This is a genomic window from Citrobacter sp. MGH105, assembly GCF_001037485.2.
GTDB classification, from domain to species: Bacteria; Pseudomonadota; Gammaproteobacteria; order Enterobacterales; family Enterobacteriaceae; genus Citrobacter; species Citrobacter portucalensis.
Map to the genome: position 1 here is coordinate 4968243 of NZ_CP073048.1, position 17985 is coordinate 4986227.

The following is a 17985-nucleotide window of genomic DNA, read 5'->3' on the forward strand; positions in this document are numbered from 1 at the left end:
GGATTATACCTGCTCTTTATCTTGGCTTTTGGCGTCTTCCTTTTTCACTTCACCCTGCTTATCGGTGATGGATTTAGCAGTAAAATCAGCGTCCTGGCTGGTTTTATCTTGCTTAGGCTCATCATCACCCATCGCTTTTTTGAAGCCTTTGATCGACGCGCCAAGATCGGAACCGATGGAGCCGAGTTTCTTGGTGCCAAATAGCAGTACAACGATGACGGCAATGATCAACAACTGCCAAATACTGATACCACCCATACATGTTCCTCTGTCATAGATGATGAATTAATAAGGCCGTAGTATACGTTACACGACCTGCCTTGGGCGATGAAAAATTCAGCGCATTTTGCGCCAGCCGATCAACCAGGCTATGACGCCTCCCGCCATTAACCAGCCCGGCATAAGCCCCCACTCAGGGCGGCTTACCAGCAGGAATGTTCCACTTAGCAACAATGTTGCGCCAATGCCCAATAAATAACGGGATTGTCCCTGGCGTACATGATTCGCGTGAAGCTCGCGGGCAATCTTATCAACACTGTGCTGTAAATATTTGCCCTGGCGCAAACTGTCATACACCAGTTCAGGTATTTCTGGCATTTTTTCGACCCAGAACGGTGCTTTTTCTTTAAATGCCCTAACGAGCGCCGGAATACCGACCTGATCTTTAATCCAGGATTCGAGGAATGGCTTAGCCGTTTTCCACAAATCTAACTGAGGGTAGAGTTGTCGTCCGACACCTTCAACGTACAGTAGCGTCTTCTGGAGCAATACCAGTTGAGGCTGAACTTCCATATTGAAGCGGCGCGCAGTGTTGAACAGATTCAACAGCACGTGACCAAAGGAAATCTCCGCCAGCGGCTTTTCAAAAATCGGCTCGCACACGGTACGAATGGCAAATTCAAACTCTTCTACGTTGGTATCCGGCGGAACCCAACCAGAATCCACGTGCAGTTCAGCAACTTTGCGGTAATCGCGGTTAAAGAACGCAATGAAGTTTTCAGCCAGGTAGCGCTTATCTTCTTTGTTTAAAGAGCCCACAATCCCACAATCAATACCAATGTATTTCGGGTTTTCAGGGTGCTCATAACTGACAAAAATGTTCCCGGGGTGCATATCCGCATGGAAAAAGCTGTCGCGGAATACCTGAGTAAAGAAGACCTGAACACCACGCTCGGCCAACAGTTTCATATTGGTGCCGTTCTTCTCAAGCGTGGTGACATCTGAAACCGGGATACCGTAAATGCGCTCCATCACCATCATGTTCTGACTGCAATAGTCGGAATACACTTCCGGGATGTACAGCATCGGACTATCTTCAAAATTACGTCGTAGCTGAATGGCGTTCGCCGATTCGCGCAGCAGATTCAGTTCATCGATCAACGTTTTTTCATATTCACGGACGACTTCTGTTGGTCGCAGGCGACGCCCATCTGGTAGCAGACGAGGAACCCAACGAGCCAGGCGGTAGATCAGTTTTAAATCCGCTTTGATGACCGGCAGTATGTCCGGGCGAATAACTTTGATCACTACCTCTTTGCCATTCGATTTCAATCGCGCAGTGTGAACCTGAGCAACAGACGCAGATGCCAGCGGAGTGATTTCAAAATCATCAAACCATTCCTCGACGGGCAGCCCGCCCATGGCCTCTTCGATTTGTTTTTTCGCTCTAAGCCCATCGAACGGGGCAACCCGATCCTGCAATAGCGCAAGCTGATCGGCGATGTGCGGAGGGAAAAGGTCACGACGGGTGGAGAGCATCTGCCCAAACTTGATCCACACCGGGCCGAGTTCCTGTAAAGCCAGTCTCAGCCTTTCTCCCAGCGGTTTGTCTTTATGTCGGTTGGGCATCCAGAACAATGAGTAACGCCACAACCGAAGCGGCAGCGTGATTCGCATTTTGGGGATGAGTTCATCAAGACCGTAGCTTAAAAAAGTGCGAATGATGAAATAAAGGCGCCGTACTTCACCTGGCGTCATTTGGCCTCCAGTTTTTCCAGCCGTTTGGCCAGAGATTCAACCGCGCGCTCAACGGCTGCTGTTTCTTCCGCAAACCATGCAACCTCTAGTGGACCAGGAGCCATGCGCCACTCTTCAGTGATCGCTTCGGCGACATAGCGCTGCTGGCGCTGAAAGTTATGGCACAGGAACTTCGCTCCACCACGCAAGACTTTGCTGACCCCTTCCGCGACGATATCGCCGGTATAGGGTGCTAACAGTTCTGCAGGATCCAACTCCGCCAGATCGGCCAGCGCAACAAAGTTCTGTACTACCTGGATATCGCCCTGGACTTCCAGCTCACCGCTGCGGATAAGCGTGGTGAGTTGCTGTCGATCACGCAATTTCGGTAACACACTGGCATATGTGATTACGGTGCAATCGGCTTCGCCTTCCCATGCCCCCAGCACATCGACCTGGCGCTCGCTAAATACCAGGACTAACGGTGTTGAAAATCCTTTGAGATCAACACGCAGCACCTTACCCTGTAAACGCGTTCGGGCTGACTTCAGCGCAGGAGAACGGTACAGAAAGGTGTTGAGCAGATTTTCAACGCCTGCGGTTACTAAGGGTTTTAAAGGCATCCCCACTCTCCTGTCAGAACTTGTAACCACGATGCAGCGCAACGACACCTGCTGTCAGGTTGTAGTAATCAACGCTTTCGAACCCGGCATCTTGCATCATTGCTTTTAAGGTGTCCTGATCGGGATGCATACGGATAGACTCCGCCAAATAACGGTAGCTATCCGCATCGCTTGCTACCATTGAACCTATGCGCGGCAGAACATGGAAAGAGTATGCGTCGTAGGCTTTGCTCAACGGTTCGATGATGGGTTTGGAGAATTCCAGCACCAGTAGACGTCCGCCTGGCTTCAATACGCGGTACATGGAGCGTAATGCTTTGTCTTTATCCGTTACGTTGCGCAGACCGAAAGAGATGGTGATGCAGTCAAACGTGTTGTCAGGGAAAGGTAATGCTTCCGCATTCGCCTGAACGTACTCAACGTTACCTACCACGCCAATATTACGCAGCTTTTCGCGACCCATTTTGAGCATTGAGTCATTGATATCCGCCAGCACAACTTTGCCGGTTTCACCAACCATGCGAGAGAATTTCGCCGTCAGATCGCCGGTACCGCCTGCTAAATCGAGAACGGTTTGCCCGCGACGCACGCCACTGCAATCAATGGTGAAGCGCTTCCACAAACGATGAATGCCAAATGACATTAAGTCATTCATAACGTCATATTTAGACGCCACAGAATGAAAAACGTGGGCCACCATGTCAGCTTTCTGCTCTTTAGCGACGGTCTGAAAGCCAAAGTGCGTCGTTTCTTGTGAATTATCCACCATCTCAGTGCCTGCTCATCCAAAAAATGTTCGAGAAGTGTAACAGATTGGGCCAATTTGCCCTACCCTTCTGCCGGGTTCAACTACCCCAAATGGACTAGTTTGATTGCTGATTTACCGCTTCATCATCGTGGTAAGATGCATCTTGTTGCGTCTCAGGGACCGAGCGCAAGCGGTATTCTTCATCCTGTGTAGTAGCTTGTTCAGCCAGCTCAGGATTAATCTCGCGCTTAATTTCCACGCCTAAACTACGAAACGCTTCTGCCTGCGACAGGACGTTTCCACGACCGGAAGAGAGTTTTTTCATCGCCTGTCGGTAGTTGTCCTGGGCTTTGTCCAGGCTTTGACCTATTGCCGACATATCATCCACAAACAACCGCATCTTGTCATAAAGTTTGCTGGCCCGATCGGCAATTTGTTGCGCATTACGACTCTGATGCTCGTAGCGCCACAGGTTGGCGATCGTGCGCAATGCCACCAACAGCGTGGTAGGGCTCACCAGCATAATGTTATTTCTAAGCGCTTCGGTAATCAGTTCGGGCTGTCTGTCGAGCGCCAGCAAAAAAGCGGGCTCAACGGGGATAAACATCAACACATAGTCAAGCGTACGCAGCCCAGGAAGCTGCTGATAATCTTTGCGCCCCAGTAGTCGAATATGGTTGCGCACCGAGGCGATGTGCTCCTGCAATGCACTTTCGCGGGTGTATTCATCTTCTGCGTTAAAATAGCGCTCATAGGCGACCAGCGTCATTTTCGCATCGATCACCACATCTTTACCCTGCGGTAGCCGAACGATGACATCAGGCTGCATTCGCGAACGGGCGTCGTTTTCGATGCTGACCTGGGTTTCATATTCATAACCCTCACGCAGACCAGAGGCTTCGAGTACCCGCGTAAGTACGACCTCTCCCCAGTTACCCTGCGTTTTGTTATCGCCTTTTAATGCCCGCGTCAGGTTTACCGCTTCCTGCGCCATCTGCGCATTCAGTTGTTGGAGATTACGAATTTCGTGTGCCAGGGTATGGCGTTCTTGTGCCTCTTTACCAAAGCTATCCTGAACCTGGCGACGAAAACCGTCCAGTTGTTCACGAAGCGGCGCAAGCAGGCTGTTCAGACTTTGGCGATTTTGCTCATCAACACGGCGGTTGCTGTGCTCAAAAATACGATTCGCCAGATTTTCAAACTGTTCGCTCAGACGCTGTTCGCTGTTGATCATCTGGCGGATTTTATCTTCCGCATGCTGTTGCGTTGCTTCCAGCCGGGTAGTGACTTCACGGAGATCGGCTTCCAGAGAGGTGTTGATACTGTGCAGACTGCGTAATTCGTTATTGAGTAGTTCGCACTCATCACGCCAGTGAGCTTCCTGCGAGAGCTGCTGGCGAGCGGCGCTTAGCGCAATATCCAGTTCACGTCGCTCTTCGATGAGGTCGGCACGGATTTGATCGGCGCGTGCTTTCGTCGCCAGCCACCCTACCAGTAGCCCTGCGGCTAACGCCAACATGGCACTCATCATAATTGAAATATCCACAACGCCCCCTTACAGCAACGACTTACCCGCTCAAAATAGAATTGTGCTGTATAAACGTCCAGTTTAAAAGGAATTTCCTGCGAGGCACTACGCAAAATAAAAAGGCCGAACGCGTCGGCCTTTTTGAATAGAAGGGAGAATTACAGTAAACGACGCGCGGCTTCTACCACGATTTTCACCGCGTGGCTTTCCGTTTGTTTCATCGTTTCCGCATTAGGGATCTCTTGCTGAGTACGGTTCACGATAACACCTGCGACCATACCGGCACGCAGACCCTGGCTTGCGCACATGGTCAGCAGCGTAGCAGATTCCATTTCGTAGTTCATGACGCCCATAGACTGCCACTCTTCCATTGAGCCTTTGAAACGGCTCACGACGCGACCAGAGAAGGTGTCATAACGCTCCTGGCCTGGGTAGAAGGTGTCAGAAGACGCAGTAACACCCACGTGAGTGGTGGCGCCGATAGATTTCGCCGCTTCCACCAGCGCGGTGGTGCACTCGAAGTCCGCAACGGCCGGGAATTCCATTGGTGCGAAGTGTAGGCTTGCACCGTCCAGACGAACAGATGCAGTGGTAACCAGTACATCACCCACGTTGATATGCGGCTGGATAGCGCCAGTCGTACCGATACGCAGGAAGGTACGAATGCCCAGCTGTGCCAGTTCTTCTACGGCAATAGAGGTGGACGGGCCGCCGATACCGGTAGAGCAAACGATCACGGCTTTACCATCCAGCTCAGCACGCCAGGTGGTGAACTCGCGATGTGATGCCAGCTTAACCGGCTTATCCATCAGCGCGGCGATCTTTTCCACACGCTCCGGGTCGCCAGGGACGATAGCAAGCGTAGCCCCTTGTAAATCGTTCTTAGTGAGGCCGAGATGAAAAACATCAGACTTAGACATAAAAACTCCTCTGTGAATCGGTTTTGTCAGAAGAAGCAAAAACACACTTTACCGAAGGCATAAACATATTTTCGTGACAGTCATCACTATGATGTAAATCAATTGCATTCGATTACCATTAAATAGTGATCTTTATCACATAAATGATGCGATATAAGTAAGCCCTGCACAAAAGATAGACCGTTTAAGGCAATGTGGTTCGTTGCATGTGTCTATAGTTAACAATGCGCTTTTTTGCTGAATATTTAAGGGTACGGAGAATACCATGACAACACGACAATCTGGCTTTGCACCTGCTGTATCTCCACCGACGTCTACCACGGTTCACACCCCGGATAATGCAATTATCGCCGGTGTAACGTCTATACCTTCACAAGGCGATGATATGCCAGCGTATCACGCACGACCAAAACAGACTGATGGCCTGCTGCCCGTAGTCATTGTCGTGCAGGAGATTTTTGGTATTCATGAGCACATTCGTGACGTTTGCCGTCGTCTGGCTCTGGAAGGGTATCTGGCTATCGCACCAGAACTCTATTTTCGCGAAGGCGATCCCAATGACTTTGCCGATATCCCTACGCTGCTTAGTGGCCTTGTCGCCAAAGTGCCTGACTCTCAGGTACTGGCCGATCTGGACCACGTCGCTAGCTGGGCCTCCCGCAACGGAGGAGATGCGCACCAGTTGATGATCACCGGATTTTGCTGGGGTGGACGCATCACCTGGCTGTATGCCGCACATAATCCGCAGTTAAAAGCGGCCGTGGCGTGGTATGGCAAACTGGTGGGTGACAAAACCCTCAACTCGCCAAAACATCCCGTTGATATCGCAACCGATCTTAACGCCCCCGTTTTGGGGCTTTATGGCGGCCAGGACACCAGCATTCCGCAAGATACCGTTGAAACAATGCGCCAGGCGCTACGCGCCGCCAATGCTAAAGCGGAAATCGTGGTCTATCCCGATGCCGGACATGCGTTCAACGCCGATTATCGCCCGAGCTATCACGAAGAGTCCGCGAAAGACGGTTGGCAGAGAATGCTGGAGTGGTTCGTGCAATACGGTGGGAAGAAATAAACGTTAATTGCCCGGTGGCAGCGACGCCTGACCGGGCCTACAACTATTGCGATTTCCTGTAACCCGGGTAAGCACCAGCGCTTCCCGGGCACCGAATTACGCCTGACGCAGATTCTGCGCCGCTTTGACCATGTTCGCCAGCGCGGCACGGGTTTCCGGCCAGCCGCGGGTTTTCAGGCCGCAGTCCGGGTTCACCCACAGACGTTCTGCTGGAATGCGCTGCTCGGCTTTCTTCAACAGGGCTTCAATCCACTCCACGCTCGGAACGTTCGGCGAGTGAATATCGTATACGCCCGGCCCGATTTCATTCGGATAGTCGAACTCTTCAAACGATTCCAGCAACTCCATATCAGAGCGCGAGGTTTCAATGGTGATCACGTCCGCATCCAGCGCCGCAATGGAGTCCATGATGTCGTTGAACTCGCAATAACACATGTGGGTGTGGATCTGGGTTTCATCCTTCGCTACCGCCGCGTTAATGCGGAAGGCCTCCACTCCCCACTCCAGATACGCCGCCCAGTCGCTGCGACGCAGTGGTAAACCTTCGCGCAGTGCCGGTTCATCAATCTGGATGATGCCGATACCCGCCGCTTCCAGATCCGCCACTTCATCACGCAGCGCCAGCGCGATCTGCTTCGCGATGGTTTCACGCGTCACGTCTTCACGCGGGAATGACCAGCAGAGAATGGTCACCGGACCGGTCAGCATGCCTTTTACCGGTTTGTCGGTCAGCGACTGGGCATATTTCGCCCACTCCACGGTGATCGCTTCCGGGCGGCTGACGTCGCCAATCACCACCGGCGGCTTCACGCAGCGAGAGCCGTAGCTCTGCACCCAACCGTTCTGGGTAAAGACGAAGCCGTCCAGGTGTTCGCCAAAGTATTCGACCATGTCATTACGCTCGGCTTCACCGTGTACCAGCACGTCGAGACCAAGACGTTCCTGTTCAACAATCGCCTGTTTAATATGTTCCGCAATTCCAGTGCGATAGTTACCAGCATCCAGGTTGCCCTTTTTGAAGTCCAGGCGCAGGCCGCGAATTTCTGTGGTTTGCGGGAATGAACCGATAGTCGTAGTCGGCCATGCCGGCAGATTAAAGCGGGCACGTTGCGCCTCGGCACGAACCGGATAAGCGTTAGCGCGCTGGCTGTCCTGGGCGGTGATTGCCGCCAGACGTTTTTCCACTGTGGCGTTGTGTACGCGGGTAGAGTGACGACGAGCCTGAATCGGTGCGCTCCACTCGACAATTGCTGCCGTATCACCGCTATTCAACGCATCGCGCAGCAGCGCCAGCTCGCCGCACTTTTGCAACGCGAAGGCAAACCAGATCTTCACTTCTGCATCAAGGCGGGTTTCCACACTGAGATCGATTGGGCTATGCAGCAGGGAGCAGGAAGAAGCCACCCACAGGTTACGTTTCCCGACGATATCTTTGATTTGTGCGTATTTTTCGCTGAGATCGGCACGCCAGACGTTGCGGCCGTTCACCAGCCCCGCTGACAGCAGCCAGTCGGCTGGCAGACGCGTGTGCAGCTCGGCTGCATCATCTTTGCCGTGCACGAAGTCAACGTGCAGCCCCTGTACCGGCAGGGCGGTAATGGTATCCAGGTTTGGCGTTACGCCTTCGAAGTAAGTGGTCAGTAGCAGCTTCACCTGACCCGTCAGCGCGTCATAAGCTGGTTTGAAGGCGTCCAGCCACGCTTGCGGCAATTCCAGCACCAGAGCGGGTTCGTCAATCTGCACCCACTCAATACCGCGTTTCGCCAGCTCGGCCAGCACCTGCTGGTAAACCGGCAGAATGTCGTTCAACAGGCTCAGGCGGTCAAACTGTTCGCCTTTCACTTTACCCAACCACAGGTAGGTTACCGGCCCCAGCAGCACAGGCTTCACCTTGTGACCGAGCGCCAACGCTTCGTCCACTTCATCCAGCAGTTGGGTCCAGGTCAGTTTAAACTGCTGACCTTTAGTGAACTCTGGCACCATGTAGTGATAGTTGGTGTTAAACCATTTGGTCATTTCTGCCGCCGCCGCGGGTTCACCCGTTGGTGCGCGGCCACGGCCAATGCGGAATAAGGTATCGATATCGACCGAGCCGTCTTTATTTTGATGGCGAGCCGGAACGTTGCCGAGCAGCAGGCTGGTAGTCAGCACGTGATCGTACCAGGCAAAATCACCCACCGGCAGCAGGTCAACGCCCGCCTGCTTCTGCTGATCCCAGTGGCGGGCACGCAGCTCGCGGCCAACGGTCAGCAAATCTTCACGGGAAGAATTTCCCGCCCAGTAGCTTTCTTGCGCTTTCTTCAACTCGCGACGCAGGCCAACGCGAGGGAAACCGAGGGTGTGATTCAATATTGTCATTTTTCTTCCTCTAATTATATGTAAATCCTATGGATTTTGAATTTAGGGAAGGCGGCAAGTTTACTTATCCCCAGGAGCTTACTGAAGTAAGTGACTGGGGTGGGGAAACGAAGCCAACGCACCATAAATTTAAAAGACGAAGGATTTTAGCCGTCCAGATGTTTACACATCCATAATTGGCGGTTACTGTATATTCCTCAAGCGCAATTTGTTCATGCCGAAGTGAAGGACTTTCATGATCGAGATTAAACACCTGAAAACGCTCCAGGCGTTGCGGAATAGTGGTTCTCTGGCAGCCGCAGCGGCGACGTTGCATCAGACCCAATCCGCCCTTTCTCACCAGTTCAGCGATCTGGAGCAGCGCCTTGGCTTTCGACTTTTTATCCGTAAAAGCCAGCCTCTGCGCTTTACGCCGCAGGGAGAAATCCTGCTGCAGTTAGCCAATCAGGTGTTGCCGCAAATTGGTCGTGCGCTGCAGGCCTGCAACGAACCGCAGCAAACCCGGCTGCGAATCGCGATTGAATGTCACAGTTGTATTCAATGGCTGACGCCCGCGCTGGAGAATTTTCGTGCCAACTGGCCGCAGGTGGAGATGGACTTTAAATCCGGCGTGACGTTCGATCCGCAACCAGCGCTACAGCAGGATGAGCTGGATCTGGTGTTAACCTCCGACATCCTGCCGCGCAGCGGATTGCACTACTCACCGATGTTTGATTTTGAAGTCCGCCTGGTACTGGCGCCTGACCATCCGTTGGCCAGCAAAACACAAATCACACCGGAAGATTTGGCCAGCGAGACGCTGCTGATTTACCCGGTACAGCGGAGTCGACTGGATGTATGGCGGCATTTTCTGCAGCCTGCAGGCGTTAGTCCGTCGCTGAAAAGCGTGGATAACACCTTGCTGCTGATTCAGATGGTTGCAGCCAGAATGGGTATCGCGGCATTACCGCACTGGGTGGTGGAGAGTTTTGAACGCCAGGGCCTGGTAGTGACCAAAACCCTGGGTGATGGATTGTGGAGCCGACTGTACGCCGCCGTGCGTGATGGCGAGCAGCGACAGCCGGTCACAGAAGCGTTTATTCGCTCAGCGCGGAATCACGCCTGCGATCACCTACCGTTTGTACGGAGTGCGGAACGACCCACTTTCGATGTACCCACAGTGAAGCCACTATCACAGCCGCACCAATGATGAAGCTTGGCCAGTGAGGTTGTTGATGCCAGATAGCCAGGTTAACCAGCAGTCCGGCAGGGACATGCATATTGTTCATGATGCCCAGCGTGCCCGCATCCACCTGGGTCGCGCCGTAGTTCCACATAAAGTAACCAATGCCGGACGCCGCCACGCCAAGAAAGACCAGAATTCCCCACTGTAGCGTGGTTGCAGGCATTTTCTGCGCATTGCCCAGCATGAACCAGGCCACGACAGCCACCATAAAGGCGCCCATATAAAACCAGGCAAAGGCGTTGTGCTGCGGCATTGGCCGCGTCTCCATCAGACGTTTATAGCCCACCATACCAATGGCAAAGCTGATATTGGACAACTGCACCAGCAGCAGACCGGTCCAGAAGTGGCTGGTCACCTGATCGTAACGAATGATCCCCGCGCCAATCACCGCCAGTAACGCACTAAAGGCGTAACTCCAGCGCAGACGACGTCCGCTCATCAGATCATAAATCAGCGTAATGTAGAGCGGCGTCAGCACGGTAAAGAGCAGCAGTTCTGAAACCGTCAGGTACAGATAGGCGTGAAAACTCAGCATGTACATAATGCCAAGCTGCATGGCCCCCACCAGCATATACAGCCCGATCGTTTTTACGCTGTGCCCACGAGTACGTAAAAACGGCAGGAACACCAACGCCGCCAGCCCAACGCGCACCAGCACCGCAAAATAGCTATCGACATGACCGGCAAGGTACTCGCCAAACAGGCTAAAGGAAAAGGCCCACAGAATTGTGGTAATGATGAGTAACGCCACAATGGATGTCTCTTAACAAAAGGTACACCCATTGTAGCGGAGTTTTTAGTTGACAACTGGTCAGCTAACGAACAGAAGGTTACTGCAAAAACAGTTCACGCAGATAGTGTGGCACGGCATCGTCGGCATTAAGACCAATGACTTCCAGTTCCGGGTGCAGATCCTTCAGGCGCTGGTGGGCGTTGCCCATGATGCAGCCTTTACCTGCCATGGAGAGCATTTCCGCATCGTTCATCCCATCGCCAAAGGCGATGCAGTCTTTCAGGCTGTAGCCCATCGCTTTTGCTACCGCTTCCAGCGCATGACCTTTCGATACGCCGCCAGCCATGACTTCCAGACAGGTAAGCGTAGAGAAGCTGACGTTGACGCGATCGCCCCAGCGGGCGTTGATCGCCTGCTCCAGCGGCAGTAGCCTTTCGTGAGAGTCGGTGGTGAAGAACACTTTGCTGACGCCCTCAGGCTCCAGTAATGCAGGTTCAAACAGTGAATAGTTAAACACCGCTTCTTTGAAGAAACGCATTTCGTCCGGACGATGGCGATTCATAAACCACTCATCATCACGATATACGTTGGTCACGATGTCCGGGTTTGCATTCACTACGCCAAACAGGTCGCTGGCAATATCGCGATCCAGGTTATGGGAAAACACCAGATTCCCGTCAGAATCATGCACGCGCGCGCCATTGGACGTGATCATGTAGGTTTTAATGCCGAGGTTATCGCGAATTTGCCCCACATCAACATGATGACGGCCAGTCGCAAACACGAAGTTAACGCCGCGAGCGGTCAATAACTTCAGCGTCTCTTTGGCATAAGGGGACAGAGTATGGTCGGGAGAAAGCAGCGTACCGTCTAAATCAGACGCAACAACCTGATACATAAGAAAATTCAACCTCTAGGCAAAGCGGGTTCCGCTGGATGAGTTATGCTTGTCTAAAAATTCGACAATAGCGTTAAGCGCGACTGAGCGCATGGCGTCCTTTTCAAAAAGGATCTCATGGTACGCGCCTTTGATGACAAGCGGCTGCCCCCCTTCTACAGGATGGCCTGCTGCGGCGCGGAGTTCACAAAAACGATCGTGCATGCGGTTATCTACCACACGCTCTTCTTCAGCCTGAATCAGCAGCGTCGGCGTCGCATCATCCCCGGCGCCAGCCAAAACCTGTTCGCCAGCCAGAATCCCTTCACGTACCCAGTGATAGGTGGGACCACCAACGCGCAACCGCGGCTCATCAGCATAAAAGCGCAGATTGCGCCGATAGCGCTGTCGACTATGGGTTAACGCATTCATACCGAACGGCAGCGCCCGCCAGCGCCCGGTTCCCATCGCATAACCTTCGCGGATCCGCGGATGCCCTTCGGCCCAGTCCAGTATATGGCGCACCATCCAGTCGGGAAAGCGCATCACAATACCAAACATCGGTGCGCAAAGCGCGATGGCATCACACTGATTCGGGTGGCGTTGCAGGAATAACGTGGCAATCGCCCCGCCCATTGAATGCGCCAGGATATAGCGTTTTCTCCACGGGCCGGGTAGCACTTCCTGCTGCCAGAAGGCGGTTAGATCGTCGACATAATCATTAAAGTTATCGACATGACCGCGGTGCGGATCCGAAAGCATACGCCCGGAACGCCCCTGGCCACGGTGATCGATAATGAGAACGTCAAAACCAGAATGAAACAGGTCATACGCCAGTTCAGCGTATTTCACGTAGCTTTCAATGCGTCCAGGACAGACGACGATGACGCGATCGTTTTTTTCTGCATGAAAACGAACAAAATGTACGGGAATATCATCCACGCCCGTAAATTCCGCTTCTTCCCGCTGACGCCAGAAATCTGTCAGTGGCCCCATGGAAAAAGCAGCAAACGCGTTTTCTCTTGTTTCCCAGTCTTTTTGCTGCTGAAACATCGGGTATCCAGCCTCGCTGACCAAGTAAAATCGTTTTTTTCGCCGTCACTGACACAACCTAACGGCAGTAGCGTATTGTGGCATAAAAATAGACAATCCGGGAGTTTCTCATGACCTTTGAATGGTGGTTCGCCTACCTGCTGACCTCTATTATTTTGAGCTTGTCCCCAGGCTCTGGCGCTATCAATACCATGACCACCGCCATCAGCCACGGATATCGCGGTGCCAGCGCGTCGATTGCGGGTTTGCAGACCGGGTTGGGTATTCATATCGTTCTGGTTGGCGTAGGACTGGGAACGCTATTTTCACGTTCGGTGATCGCATTTGAGGTGCTGAAGTGGGCGGGAGCGGCCTATCTGATTTGGCTGGGTATTCAGCAATGGCGCGCGGCGGGTGCTATCGATCTGAATACCATGGCGAATACGCAATCGCGCAGCCGGCTGTTCAAACGCGCGGTCTTTGTTAATCTGACCAATCCCAAGAGCATAGTTTTTCTTGCCGCTCTGTTCCCGCAGTTCATCCTGCCGCAGGAACCGCAGTTGATGCAGTACGTGGTGCTTGGCGTCACGACCATCGTGGTCGATATCATTGTGATGATCGGTTACGCGACGTTGGCCACGCGCATTGCTGGCTGGATTAAAGGGCCAAAGCAAATGAAGGCGCTCAACAAAGTGTTTGGCTCGCTGTTTATGCTGATAGGCGCCCTGCTGGCATCGGCAAGGCATGCGTGATGTGAGTGCCGGATGGCGCTAGCGCTTATCCGGCCTGCTGGTAAATTAGCGCGAAATAATCAGATGGATACCGAAGCCTGCGAACAGCGCGCCGGCAAAACCATCAATCCACTTCGCCAGACGCTGATAGCCACGACGCATTTTCGGGAGCGCAAACAGGCTGGCGACCACGGTAAACCACGCCAACGTTTCCACGATAATCAGAGCAAAGATCCCCCAACGCGCGCCCGTTCCCACGTTGTCGCCAACGAACAATGAGAAGACGGAGCCAAAATAGATAATGGCTTTAGGGTTCGCCAGGTTGGTCAGCAGACCTTTCAAAAAGCTGCGTCCGCTCTGCGCCAGCTCCACCTGCGGAGTGGGCGCTGCAACATCCTGTTTTTTAAACGCGCCGCGCAGCATCTGATAACCCATCCAGCACAGATACAGCCCCCCGCCTACCATAATAATGGTATGCAGCCAGGCCATTTTTTCGATAATCAGATGCAGGCCGAGCAGTGCCACGCCAGCCCAGACCATGACGCCGCAGGTAATGCCCAGCACACCCATCATAGCTTCTTTGCGCGAACGGCTAACCGCAGTTTGAGAAACAAAAAAGAAATCGGGACCGGGGCTCATCAGCGCAACGATATGCACCAACGCAACGGTGAAAAATAGCGTTAACATAAAAATGACTCGCGGGGGAATAGTTCAGTGAGTCACCATCCTGGCACTTTTTTGCCCGGCTGACTACTCTTCGTCGTCACCATCAACGTGTGCGCGAATAAGCGCCATAAACTCTTTACCGAAACGCTCAAGTTTCCGCATCCCCACACCGTTGACGCTTAGCATTTCACTCGGTGAAACCGGCATCTGCTCCGCCATTTCAATCAGCGTGGCGTCGTTGAACACCACGTACGGCGGAATGTTCTCTTCGTCGGCAATGGCTTTACGCAGCTTACGCAATTTGGCGAACAGTTTGCGGTCGTAGTTACCACCGAAGGATTTCTGCATCGCACGCGGTTTCAGCGCCACAATACGTGGTACAGCAAGCTGTAACGCAACGTCACCGCGCAACACCGGACGCGCGGCTTCTGTTAGCTGTAACGCGGAGTGATGAGCAATATTCTGCGTCACCAGGCCCAGGTGAATAAGCTGGCGAATAACGCTCACCCAGTGTTCGTGGCTTTGCTCGCGACCAATGCCATAGACCGGCAGTTTGTCATGAGCCAGTTCGCGAATACGCTGGTTATTCGCTCCGCGCAGCACTTCCACGACGTACCCCATGCCGAAGCGTTGGTTAACACGGTAAATCGTCGACAGCGCTTTGCGCGCATCCATAAGTCCGTCGTATTGTTTTGGCGGATCGAGGCAGATGTCGCAGTTACCGCAAGGCTCCTGACGCCCTTCGCCAAAATAGTTCAGCAGCACCAGACGACGACAGGTTTGCGCCTCGGCAAACGCCCCCATCGCATTGAGCTTATGCCGTTCGATATCCAGCAGTTGCCCAGCGGGTTTCTCTTCGAGGCAACGGCGTAGCCATGCCATATCAGCCGGATCGTAAAACAGCATGGCTTCCGCCGGCAGGCCATCACGCCCGGCGCGGCCGGTTTCCTGGTAATAGGATTCGATATTGCGCGGAATATCGAAATGCACCACGAAGCGTACGTTAGGTTTGTTGATCCCCATACCGAACGCCACGGTCGCCACTACGATTTGCAGGTCATCACGCTGGAATTTCTCCTGCACCTCGGCGCGTACGGCGTTTTCCAGCCCGGCATGATAAGCCCCGGCGCTGATGCCACGGCTTTGCAGACGCGCGGCGGTGTCTTCGACTTTGGCGCGACTGTTACAATAGATAATGCCAGACTTACCGCGCTGCTCTTGCACGTAGCGCATCAGCTGATCGAGCGGCTTAAACTTCTCCATCAGCATGTAGCGAATGTTCGGGCGGTCAAAGCTGCTGATCTGAATTAACGGATCGTTCAGTCCCAGCAGACGCACAATGTCCAGCCGGGTTGTCTCATCCGCGGTCGCGGTCAGCGCCACAAACGGCAGCGTCGGGAAACGCTGACGTAACTGGCCCAGCGCAGCGTACTCGGGGCGGAAATCATGCCCCCACTGCGAAATACAGTGCGCTTCATCAACCGCCAGCAGCACCGGATTCCAGTGCGCCAGATGCTCAAGGAAGTTATCCAGCATCAGGCGTTCGGGCGCAATATACAGTAAGCGAATCTGCCCGCTGCGGCAGCCCGCCATCACCTCAAGCTGCTGTTCACGACTTTGAGTAGAATTCAGGCACGCCGCCGCCACGCCGTTGGCTAGCAGTTGATCGACCTGATCTTTCATCAGGGAAATCAGCGGGGAAACAACAACGGTGAGTCCGTTTAGCAATAATGCGGGAATTTGATAGCACAGGGATTTACCGCCGCCGGTCGGCATAACGACCAGGCAGTCGCGACCAGAGAGCACGGTATCAATGATTTCTTCCTGACCGGGGCGAAACTGTTGGTAGCCAAAGGTTTCCTGCAAAACCTGTTTAGCGCCCATTTCCAGATTCAACACTTCCGCCTGCGCCACATTAACCCCATTCGCCCGAAATAAAAACAGGCGCTATTTTCAGCGCCTGAGAGAGAAACTGCAATGATTAAAATACTCTCAATACTTATCAGAAGATATCGTTGAGCATCACGCCCACACCGACACGCGTCTGATTGAAGTTGTAGTCAATCAGCGATTCGCCGTAACCACTGTAGACCTGAGTGTATAGACGCACATGCTTCGTGATGGGGTAACTGGCCCCCAGCTCTGCGCCGCCGTAGCCGGTATTCCAGTTGTACTGGCCTTTCACGCTGATAACCGCGTCACCCAGGTGATACCCCATTTTCAGCTGATAGTAGCCCATGTATTTAGTGATATCAGGGTTATCGTCGGTGCTACCAATCACGTACCACGGCTTAACTTCCACCAGCCAGTTACCATTTTCAGCCATCAGACGGGTATAAAGACGGTTCCAGCTACGTGACGTGGGATCGGAACGGCCGTTGGAGTCATGGTTATAACCCATTTCGACATCACGAAGCGTCCAACCGGCAAAGCGATAGTCGGTGGCGAAACCGAGGAACAATTGCGGTTCGTAGTTGGTTTCGCGAAACGGTGAAGACTCTTCACTGTTCGAAAGCTGCCACCAGGACTTCTGGGTATAGGAACCGCCAAGTACCGAGTTTGGGCCTAATATCCCGCGCCAGAGCGGAAACGCCAGGCTTAGCTGAAACTTAACCTCATCTTTGCGCGCATTTTCGGACCAGCTATAACTGCTGATCGCCTCTTTGTTCATGTCGCTGGTATTGGTGTAAATAAGATAGTTGGTGTCATAAGGATAAAGCGTGAAAGGGTTGTCATGTTCCTGCAGCATATTGGCGATAATACTGCCACGAACCGCCGGTGCATCATGAATCTCTTTCACTGTCGCTTCCTGCGCATAAGCGGTCAACGGCAGCATAATTGCTGGTAGTAACCATCCCAGAATCGCCCGCATCGGTAATGTTCTCCTGAACCAAAATATTGATGAATTGTATAATTATCTGGCAAGTATTCTACATACTTAGCTAGTTACTCGTTAGTTATCCCGTCCTAAAGTAGAAAACAACAAATAATAAGCATAGTATCAACATTTCATTAACCATTGAGATGTAGGGATCGTATGTCTGCCGTACTTACTGCTGAGGAAGCGCTGAAGTTAGTGGGTGAAATGTTTGTCTATCATATGCCGTTTAACCGGGCGCTGGGACTAGAGCTCGAACGCTATGAGAAAGAATTTGCTCAATTAGCCTTTAATAACCAACCGATGATGGTCGGCAACTGGGCGCAAAGCATTCTGCATGGCGGCGTGATCGCCTCGGCGCTGGACGTCGCCGCCGGGCTGGTATGCGTTGGGAGTACGCTGACCCGCCATGAAACGATCAGCGAGGACGAACTGCGTCAGCGGATGTCACGCATGGGTACAATCGATTTGCGTGTTGATTATCTGCGCCCCGGAAGAGGGAATCGCTTTACCGCCACCAGTAGCCTGCTGCGGGCGGGTAATAAAGTCGCTGTTGCGCGCGTGGAATTGCATAACGAAGAACAGCTTTATATTGCCAGCGCAACCGCCACTTATATGGTGGGGTAAGTGCCTAAAAA

The 17985-nt window shown here is 53.0% G+C and carries 17 protein-coding genes; 4 read left to right on the forward strand and 13 right to left on the reverse strand.

What is annotated here, in order from left to right:
• Positions 1–3: 3 nt before the first annotated feature.
• The 6 genes from tatA to udp form a co-directional block, all read right to left on the reverse strand.
• Entirely contained in the window at positions 4–258 is a 255-nt protein-coding gene (gene tatA, locus SK35_RS23750; RefSeq protein ID WP_003017888.1) for a Sec-independent protein translocase subunit TatA, read from the reverse strand.
• A 78-nt stretch (positions 259–336) separates the two neighbouring features.
• Positions 337–1977 (reverse strand): ubiquinone biosynthesis regulatory protein kinase UbiB, encoded by a 1641-nt coding sequence (gene ubiB, locus SK35_RS23755; RefSeq protein WP_003828916.1) that lies wholly within the window; start codon positions 1975–1977, stop codon positions 337–339.
• On the reverse strand, positions 1974–2579 hold the full coding sequence (ubiJ, locus tag SK35_RS23760) for a ubiquinone biosynthesis protein UbiJ (protein ID WP_003828918.1): 606 nt from the start codon (positions 2577–2579) through the stop codon (positions 1974–1976). Before ubiJ ends, ubiB begins: the two co-directional genes overlap by 4 nt.
• A gap of 13 nt (positions 2580–2592) precedes the next feature.
• Complete coding sequence (gene ubiE, locus SK35_RS23765; protein ID WP_003017897.1) at positions 2593–3348, reverse strand: bifunctional demethylmenaquinone methyltransferase/2-methoxy-6-polyprenyl-1,4-benzoquinol methylase UbiE; 756 nt, start codon at positions 3346–3348, stop codon at positions 2593–2595.
• A 94-nt stretch (positions 3349–3442) separates the two neighbouring features.
• Positions 3443–4873: a DNA recombination protein RmuC gene (gene rmuC, locus SK35_RS23770; protein WP_156174784.1), complete on the reverse strand. Its 1431-nt coding sequence runs from the start codon at positions 4871–4873 to the stop codon at positions 3443–3445.
• Between the two features lie 140 nt (positions 4874–5013).
• Positions 5014–5775: a uridine phosphorylase gene (gene udp / locus SK35_RS23775; protein ID WP_003828923.1), complete on the reverse strand. Its 762-nt coding sequence runs from the start codon at positions 5773–5775 to the stop codon at positions 5014–5016.
• A 265-nt stretch (positions 5776–6040) separates the two neighbouring features.
• Here udp and SK35_RS23780 point away from each other — a divergent pair, with 265 nt between their 5' ends.
• On the forward strand, positions 6041–6847 hold the full coding sequence (locus SK35_RS23780; protein ID WP_003828924.1) for a dienelactone hydrolase family protein: 807 nt from the start codon (positions 6041–6043) through the stop codon (positions 6845–6847).
• 96 nt (positions 6848–6943) lie between these two features.
• On the opposite strand, the gene metE is transcribed toward SK35_RS23780, so the two are convergent.
• Entirely contained in the window at positions 6944–9205 is a 2262-nt protein-coding gene (gene metE, locus SK35_RS23785) for a 5-methyltetrahydropteroyltriglutamate--homocysteine S-methyltransferase (RefSeq protein ID WP_048215216.1), read from the reverse strand.
• Positions 9206–9440: 235 nt separating this feature from the next.
• Between metE and metR the strand changes: the two genes are divergently transcribed.
• Positions 9441–10394, forward strand: a complete 954-nt coding sequence (gene metR, locus SK35_RS23790) for an HTH-type transcriptional regulator MetR (protein ID WP_003017908.1) — start codon at positions 9441–9443, stop codon at positions 10392–10394.
• Here metR and SK35_RS23795 read toward each other — a convergent pair.
• The 3 genes from SK35_RS23795 to pldB form a co-directional block, all read right to left on the reverse strand.
• Complete coding sequence (locus tag SK35_RS23795; protein ID WP_008787092.1) at positions 10282–11181, reverse strand: carboxylate/amino acid/amine transporter; 900 nt, start codon at positions 11179–11181, stop codon at positions 10282–10284. The genes metR and SK35_RS23795 overlap by 113 nt on opposite strands.
• Before the next feature lie 79 nt (positions 11182–11260).
• Positions 11261–12061, reverse strand: coding sequence for a sugar/pyridoxal phosphate phosphatase YigL (yigL, locus tag SK35_RS23800; RefSeq protein ID WP_008787091.1), 801 nt, complete (start codon positions 12059–12061; stop codon positions 11261–11263).
• A 15-nt stretch (positions 12062–12076) separates the two neighbouring features.
• Complete coding sequence (gene pldB / locus SK35_RS23805) at positions 12077–13093, reverse strand: lysophospholipase L2 (protein ID WP_048215217.1); 1017 nt, start codon at positions 13091–13093, stop codon at positions 12077–12079.
• Between the two features lie 110 nt (positions 13094–13203).
• On the opposite strand from pldB, the gene rhtB reads away from it, so the two are divergent.
• On the forward strand, positions 13204–13824 hold the full coding sequence (gene rhtB / locus SK35_RS23810) for a homoserine/homoserine lactone efflux protein (protein WP_003828938.1): 621 nt from the start codon (positions 13204–13206) through the stop codon (positions 13822–13824).
• A gap of 45 nt (positions 13825–13869) precedes the next feature.
• Here the strand turns inward: rhtB and rhtC are convergent, their stop codons facing one another.
• From rhtC to pldA, 3 genes are all read right to left on the reverse strand, one after another.
• Entirely contained in the window at positions 13870–14490 is a 621-nt protein-coding gene (gene rhtC / locus SK35_RS23815; protein ID WP_003828942.1) for a threonine export protein RhtC, read from the reverse strand.
• Between the two features lie 63 nt (positions 14491–14553).
• Positions 14554–16383 carry an ATP-dependent DNA helicase RecQ gene (gene recQ / locus SK35_RS23820; RefSeq protein ID WP_008787089.1) on the reverse strand — a complete coding sequence of 610 codons (1830 nt, stop codon included), beginning with the start codon at positions 16381–16383 and terminating at the stop codon, positions 14554–14556.
• A gap of 88 nt (positions 16384–16471) precedes the next feature.
• Positions 16472–17341, reverse strand: a complete 870-nt coding sequence (gene pldA / locus SK35_RS23825) for a phospholipase A (protein WP_003828947.1) — start codon at positions 17339–17341, stop codon at positions 16472–16474.
• Positions 17342–17506: 165 nt separating this feature from the next.
• On the opposite strand from pldA, the gene yigI reads away from it, so the two are divergent.
• Positions 17507–17974 (forward strand): acyl-CoA thioesterase YigI, encoded by a 468-nt coding sequence (gene yigI, locus SK35_RS23830; protein WP_003017917.1) that lies wholly within the window; start codon positions 17507–17509, stop codon positions 17972–17974.
• Positions 17975–17985 lie beyond the last annotated feature (11 nt).